Below are 7553 nucleotides of genomic sequence, written 5' to 3'. Positions count from 1 at the left end.
ATTAATTTTTAATTTAAAAATATGAAAGCGAATATTGGTATTAAAGAAGAAAATCTTGCAGCTGTTGCGCATTCCCTTGGTAAAATCCTTGCAGATGAATTTGTACTCTACACTAAGACTAGAAAGGCGCATTGGAATGTCGTAGGACCTGATTTTCATAGCAAACATCTCTTTTTTGAAGCTCAATACGGAGAGCTGGAACAAATTGTAGATGATGTAGCTGAAAGGATCAGAACTTTAGGGCATTTTCCACCAGCATCTTTAAAAGAGTATTTAGCTTTAACACACCTTACTGAAGAGTCAAAGGGTAAGAATGACAGCGTAAGCTTTATTAAAGAATTATTGGAAGACCATGAAAGTATTTTAATTCATTTGCGTGAAAATATAGATGGTTACAGTGAAGCGTTTCACGATGAAGGCACCAGTGACTATATTACTGGCTTGCTTCAAACTCACGAAAAAATGGCTTGGATGCTGAGATCACATCTAGGTTAGAATTATAAGAAAAGGCACTGTAACAGTGCCTTTTTTAGTCTTTGATAAATGCAAACTGGGCATTTTTATATACAGGTCTTTGCAACTGAACTTTGAGCGCTCTGAAAATATGAAGCGGACCCTCGGTGGCAAAAAGATTCACCAACCAACTTGGTAGAGCACCTCCCGGATCTACGTGCAAAGTATACTCCACACGGATGTGATGATCCGATTCTGGTATGATCAGCCACTTTCCCGTAGAGTTATTTATTCTGACCACACCTTTTTTTATAGGGACGTGTCCACTCACCGCGGGGCCATCGATAGTGATTATTTTAGTGTTTGGATTTTGATTAACGGTCAGGTGTGCTACAAAATCCCTGTTTCCACGGGCCATGGTACGCTTACTTCAGAATAATAATAAAGTTCAGAAGGAGACACACGTTTAATCAATTTACAGGATTTTGTATGGTAAATCCAATCCGGGGCCGATTCCACATCAAGTAGCAGTGCAACGATTTCAGATGGCCTTGCATCAAATTCACATTCTACTTTAATAGCTTTAATCTTAGAGTTGGCCATATTCCCCGTGTAAATCTTAATGTTTTCTTTTTCTTTACTGAGTTTCCAGTCTTTTTGAGCAAAGACAGACGGAAAGCTCCAAATTAAGAGTACGGAAAGGAAGAGGTTTTTATACATGAATTTAAAATCTGAGCTTTGAAAGCCTGCAAATTTATTCATACTTGCAGAAATATCTGTTGACTAAAAGTCATTATTGGTCAGATCTTCAGATTTTGATTGAATTAATACATGACACAGCAATAGAAGCCGTGCCATGTAAATACTACTAACCAAAGTAACTTTACCAACTGTGATCTAAGTCAGCGAAGGATGAATTCAAAAATATTAGAAATAGTGTATTTGGATGGGGTAAAATCCTAAACATTTAGGGTGATATTTCATTATTTGATATAGTCTGTTGGCGTTTTTCCGAATTGTCTCTTGAATTCTTTGCTAAAGTATTTGCGGTCTGAAAAGCCAACCATGTAACCAATTTCATATACAGTATATCTTTTTTGAAGCAGTAGGTGTGCTGCTTTTTTAAGACGGATAGATTTGGAAAAATCATTCACAGATAAACCAGTAATTGCTTTGAGTTTTTTATAGAGTACCGGTAGGCTCATGCCAATTTTTTCTGCCAGAAGCTCTATCCCAAAATCTTCATCTTCCATATGATTTTCAATAATCAGAACAAGTTTAGAAATAAATTGCTCATCTACATTGTTTATATCCTGATTATTAGGATCTGGAACATAGCCTTTGTTATATTTTAAACGGATATTTTCTCTGGCCTGCAGCAGGTTGCGTACATGCAACTGTAAGATCTTCATACTAAATGGCTTGGTCAAATAGATGTCCGCTCCAAAAGTCAGACCACTGATCTGGTCGGTCTGCTCACTTTTAGCTGTTAGAAGGATAACCGGAATATGGTTAGTCCTTTCATCATTTTTCAGGTGTTCACAAAGGGTAAAACCATCCATTTCTGGCATCATGACATCACTGATGATCAGGTCAGGAATTTCTTCAACAGCTGTATTCCAGCCTTCCAGCCCATTACCGGAAAATAGGATATGATAACTTTGATCAAGAGAACCGCCAATCAGTTGCTGTAGTTCCGGATTATCTTCCACAATAAGTATCTTGAACATTTTGTTGTCGGATAGCTGGGGAACAACATCTGAACGACCATCAGATTGATTTTCTTCTGGAACAGAGAGACTAAAAATGTTTTCTCCCGATGGGTTTATCAGGTAGTTTTTTGGGAAATGTGCATAGCCATCCAATAAAGTGATATTAAAACAAGTATTTCCTGGTTGATCTGATGTAGCTGGTTTACTGGTCACTTCGATTGTACCTTTATGTAACTCGGTAATGGTTTTTGCTAATGCCAAGCCGATTCCATAACCTGTGTTCTGTATGCTATGGTCATCTACCTGGAAATAGTTGACAAACAACTGTTCCAGATACTGGGGGGCAATACCACTTCCTGTATCAGTAATCCTAATCTGTACCAAATCTTTTTTATGCTGCAGGTTAATTGATATTTTTCCTCCTTCAGGTGTAAATTTAAAAGCGTTAGACAGCAGGTTGAAAAATACTTTTTCCATTTGTATGCTATCGAAATAAATAAGAGCAGGTTTGCTGTCATATTCAAATGAGAACTCAATGTTCTTTTTTACAGCAAGGATTTCAAATGAACCGCAGATTTCATCTAAAAATTCAATAAGATCATATCGGGCAACTTTAAGTTTCAAATGTTTGGTTTCCGCTTTTCTAAAATCCATAAGCTCACTAACCAATTTCAATAAACGGTTGGCATTAGACTTTATACTCATCAATGGCTTCCTGTTTTTTTGATCCTGAGTGTCATTTTCGATCAATTTTTCAACCGGAGCCATGATAAGGGTAAGATGCGTACGTATCTCATGCGATACATTGGTGAAAAAATTCAGTTTAATCTGGTGTAATTCTTCATCTTTTAGTAATAATCCTCTGAGGTAGAAGAATCTGGTAACGAAAAATACTATGAATCCTAACAGAATAATATATAAGCTATAGGCCCACCATGTTTTCCATAATGGCGGTAAGATTTCAATCTGCATGCCCACTGGTTTGCTCCAGACCCCATCATTATTGGCGCCTTTAACCAGCAGCGTATAGGTTCCAGAAGGTAAATTGGTATACGTTGCGGATGGGGTATGGCTTTCTATCCATTCTTTGTTGATACCCTCCAGTTTGTAGGCATACTTGTTTTTGTTCGATTTAATATAGTTAAGAAGAGAAAATTCTAAGGTAAAAACGTTTTGGTCATCATTAAATATCAGTTTCTTTGTAAAACTGATGTCCTGTTTTAATAACCGGTCTCCGGAATTAATGATTACAGGAATGTTAAAGAGCTTTAAACCTGTAAAGACTATTGGTGTAACATATTTGTTTTTACCAATTTCCTCAGGATTAAAATAGGTAAGGCCATTAAAGCCTCCAAAATACATGGTACCGTCCTTTGCTTTAAAGAAGGAATTGTAATTGAATTCATCACCTGCCAGCCCATCACTGGTTGTGTAAGTTTGAAAGGTCTTCAGCTGCGGGTTGAATTTCGATAATCCATTTGAAGTACTAATCCAGAGCTGATGAGCTTTATCTTCAAGGATTCCCACTACATTATTGTTTGGCAGTCCGTCTTTAGTGCTATATACATGGGATAGGGATTTTTTTTGCGGATCGTACTTGCAGAATCCACCATAGTAAAGCCCAATCCAAATGTTTCCTTGAGCATCTTCTTGAATGCAATTGATATAATTAGCATTATTATTTACACTATTACTGCCTTGCGACAGTTTGAAATACCGAAGTTCAGAGGGCTGAGGGGTATACAGATATAAACCAGTTGTCGTAGCTATCCATAGATTATATTTGCTGTCTTCAAAAAGAACCTTAACGTTCTTTTCTGCGAGAGTCCTTAACTGTGGCTGAATGGGGGAAATTTTTAGATGAGTTCCGTCTTTTTGAAAAACTCTTAAGCCCGTCTGGCTTCCAATCCATAATACCTTGTTGTGGTCTTCCAGAATTGCAACGATCTCTGCACGTGTTGTTCTTGTGTTACTGCCCTGAGTAACGAAATGTTTAAAACTGTTATGCTCAGGATCAAAAAGATTAAGATCTGCACCGTGTGTACCGATCCAAAGATGATTGCTTTTATCTTTATATAATACCTTAACAAGATTAGAGGCCAGACTGTTTGTGTCTGTATAGTTGTAACTATAAGCCGTAAATTGCCGGGTAGAGCGGTTATAATAATTCAGGCCGCCGCCTTCTGTTCCGATCCAGAGATTATCTTTCTCATCGCTAAGTATTGAACTGATGACATTATGATTTAAGCTTGTTGATTTTTCATCATATTGCCAGGTTTTGAAATTGGTTGCATTGGCGTAGCATACATTCACTCCGCCATAGTAGGTGCCTATCCATATTGAACCATTTTTGTCCTGATAGATGCTATAAATGGAGTTCTGGTTCAGACTCTGGTTATTGGACTTTCTATGTTGATAGGAACTGAAAGTCTGTGTATTGGTATTAAGTGTACTTAGACCTTCCTGGGTTCCGATCCAAAGGTCTCCGGTCTTCGTTTTGATGATCTTACGTATCGCATTGTGTACCGGTCCATTATCTTGCTGAGGTTTGTGCCGAAAGGTCTTAAATGTTCTGGAAGCATGATTATAGAGGTTTATTCCTCCAGTTTCTGTACCGAACCATAGGTTTTTCAGATTGTCTTCCGCGATAGCGGTTACGGCGTTATCACTTATGCTCCCAGGCTGACCGTTCCTGGTAAAGACCAGTGGCTCTTTTCCCTTACGGAAATAAAGAAGACCTTTATTCGTACCAACCCAAAATGAACCTTCATCATCCTCAAAAATGCTCAGGATTTCATTACTGAGGAGCGGGTGATACAGGCCGGCAAAGGCTGCTGGTTTGAATGTATCTGTTTGACGGTCTTTAAGTAAATAGAGCCCCATATAAGTGCCCAGCCAGATGCGTCCGGTTTTGTCCTCATAGATCGTTGTAATGGCATTAACACGGCTTTTATTTCCTGAAGGAATATAGATTCTTTTAAAGGAATTTTTTACAGGATCGAATCTGTTTAACCCATTGGACGTACCCACCCACAATATATCTTTTGAATCATTATACATGGAGAGTATATAATCATCAGAAAGTGTTGTTGTATCTAATGAACTGCTTTTATAAAGTAAAAATCTATGACCATCATATCTGTTTAAACCAAATCTCGATCCATACCACATAAAACCCCGGCTGTCTTGCGCGATAGCAAATATGGAGTTTTGAGAGAGTCCATTTTTGGTCATGAGCTGGTTGAAGCGAAGTTCCTGGCTTTCGCAATAACTATACAAAAGAAGAAACAGGATCAAAAAAACACTTCTTTTCATTTGGTCTGGTTGTAAAATATTTGGTTAGCTGTATTGGTAAAGCGACCGCAAAAATACGATTTACAATACGTTTTGAGGAGTTAAGCATGATTTTCATCCCATTTAGTTATGATTTTCATCCCTCTTTTTTTCTGCTTCCTTCCAACTTTACGCTTAGTCAAAGAAATAGATTTTGTTACCAAAAACAAAATGAAACCTAAACCAAATCATGTATGATAAAACCCTACTTAAATCTAATCCAGCTTTCTTCTAAGGCTGAAACCAACAACCAAACCAATTAACCAATACTAACCAAACAGGTATAATCCTGAAAACGTGTTTTTTATGAAAAGAATACTAATGATCATTTGTACTGCAATTTTCCTATTGCCTGGAATTGCTGGTGCCCAGAATAAACTTATCAGCGGCAAGATCAACGATAAAGACGGGCCATTGCCGGGTGCCGGTATTACGGAAAAAGGTATGCCTTCTAACGCAACACTAACCGATGCAAAAGGAAATTTTAAAATCAGACTGAAGGGCAGTAGCCAGGTTCTCATTATCAAGAATATTGGTTATGAGACACAGGAGGTTGATGTATCCGGAAAGGAACAAATCTCCATCACCTTAAATACTGATTCAAAAGGCCTTGATGAGGTAGTAGTGGTAGGATATGGAACCCAAAAGAAGGTGAACCTAACTGGGTCTGTATCTACCATTGATTCTAAATCTTTAGAAAATAGGCCAACAACGAACCTGTCATCTTCTTTAGGTGGATTAAGCTCTGGCGTTTTTGTACGTCAAAGTTCAGGGAAGCCGGGAGGCGATCAAGCGACCATCCGGATTCGTGGTACCGGGACATTGAATAATAATAATGCACTGGTTATTGTCGACGGTATCGTCGGCAGTATGGACGCTGTTAATCCAAATGATGTGGAGAGCATATCCATTCTGAAAGACGCTGCTGCAGCATCAATTTATGGTTCCCTTGCCGCAAATGGTGTCATTTTGATTACAACAAAGAAAGGCACCAAAGGTAAATTGAATGTAACTTACAGCGGACTGGCATCTATAGCAAAGCCGGCGAATCTTCCCACTTTTGTTTCGGATTACATTACCCATATGCAATTGGTCAATGAAGGATATCGTAATTTAGGCCAGAACCCAATCTATACTGATGCAACAATTGCGCAATGGACAGCTGCCAACGCAAATCCAAATGGCTTAACTGCGCAGGGAATTCCGAACAATATTGCTTATCCAAATACAGATTGGGGTAAGGTGATTTTTGAAAATAATACAGTGCAACAGCATAATCTCGCCTTAAACGGTGGGACAGAAAATACACAATATTTATTGTCTGCGCTATATCTGAACAATCCAGGTACTATGGCGAATACCGGATCTGACAAGTATAATCTAAGGATCAATCTCCAATCTAAAGTTGCAAAATTCTTAACTGTTGGTACACAGACCTTTGGTTCATACCAAACGTTTGGGTTAGCAAGTACTGATAATGCTTTTAACTTTTTGCGCCAAACTACTCCTGGTGTTTATCCAGTATATAATGGTAAATATGGCTTTCCAGCCGCCGCAGAAGAGTCTTCAACTGCAAATAACATCAGCTCTTACCTATATAGTACGGGTGGGGCAGATTCTGAAACCCGTATTAATACGACTGTTTTTGCGAAATTTGATATACTGAAAGGCTTGAACTTTGAAACACGGTTTAATTATCAAACACGTTTTGAAGAGTTTAATACACATTCCGTTACCAATGAACGCTGGAATTTTGCCACCAATACCTTAAAATCTGCAGCAACAACACCCGATCAACTAAGTACAAATTATGGATTCAATAAAAACTATTCTTACTCCATTGATAACATATTGAATTATCACACCACGATAGCAGTAAATCACGATTTAAGTGTGCTTGCAGGTTATAACCAATATCGTTACGATTACTACAATTTTGGAGCAAGTAAAAAGGGACTAATTGACGAAAGTATCACTACTTTAGGCTCCGCAACCACCTTAACTTCGGCTTCTGGAGATGAGTATGATTATGCACTACGCTCTTATTTTGGAAGG

Annotated in this window: 5 protein-coding genes; 2 read left to right on the top strand and 3 right to left on the bottom strand. The window is 38.2% G+C overall.

The genetic code is table 11. From position 1 onward, the window contains the following. The first annotated feature begins 21 nt into the window (after positions 1-21). The gene (locus tag VNZ46_RS07085) at positions 22-495 is read left to right on the top strand and encodes a DNA starvation/stationary phase protection protein (protein ID WP_325559383.1); all 474 of its coding nucleotides are present in this window, start codon (positions 22-24) and stop codon (positions 493-495) included. 34 nt (positions 496-529) lie between these two features. Here VNZ46_RS07085 and VNZ46_RS07080 read toward each other — a convergent pair whose 3' ends face one another. The 3 genes from VNZ46_RS07080 to VNZ46_RS07070 all read right to left on the bottom strand — a co-directional run bounded on the left by VNZ46_RS07080 (position 530) and on the right by VNZ46_RS07070 (position 5480). After that, entirely contained in the window at positions 530-871 is a 342-nt protein-coding gene (locus tag VNZ46_RS07080; protein WP_325559382.1) for an START domain-containing protein, read from the bottom strand. Further along, complete coding sequence (locus tag VNZ46_RS07075; protein ID WP_325559381.1) at positions 844-1215, bottom strand: START domain-containing protein; 372 nt, start codon at positions 1213-1215, stop codon at positions 844-846. Before VNZ46_RS07075 ends, VNZ46_RS07080 begins: the two co-directional genes overlap by 28 nt. A gap of 221 nt (positions 1216-1436) precedes the next feature. Beyond that, on the bottom strand, positions 1437-5480 hold the full coding sequence (locus VNZ46_RS07070; RefSeq protein ID WP_325559380.1) for a hybrid sensor histidine kinase/response regulator transcription factor: 4044 nt from the start codon (positions 5478-5480) through the stop codon (positions 1437-1439). 324 nt (positions 5481-5804) lie between these two features. Between VNZ46_RS07070 and VNZ46_RS07065 the strand changes: the two genes are divergently transcribed. Beyond that, positions 5805-7553, top strand: a 1749-nt coding sequence (locus VNZ46_RS07065) for a SusC/RagA family TonB-linked outer membrane protein (RefSeq protein ID WP_325559379.1), incomplete at its 3' end; no start/stop codon positions are given.

Source organism: Pedobacter sp. (assembly GCF_035566355.1).
Lineage (GTDB): Bacteria > Bacteroidota > Bacteroidia > Sphingobacteriales > Sphingobacteriaceae > Pedobacter.
Note: the sequence above shows the minus strand (reverse complement) of the source record. Positions and strands in the feature narration are given on the sequence as shown.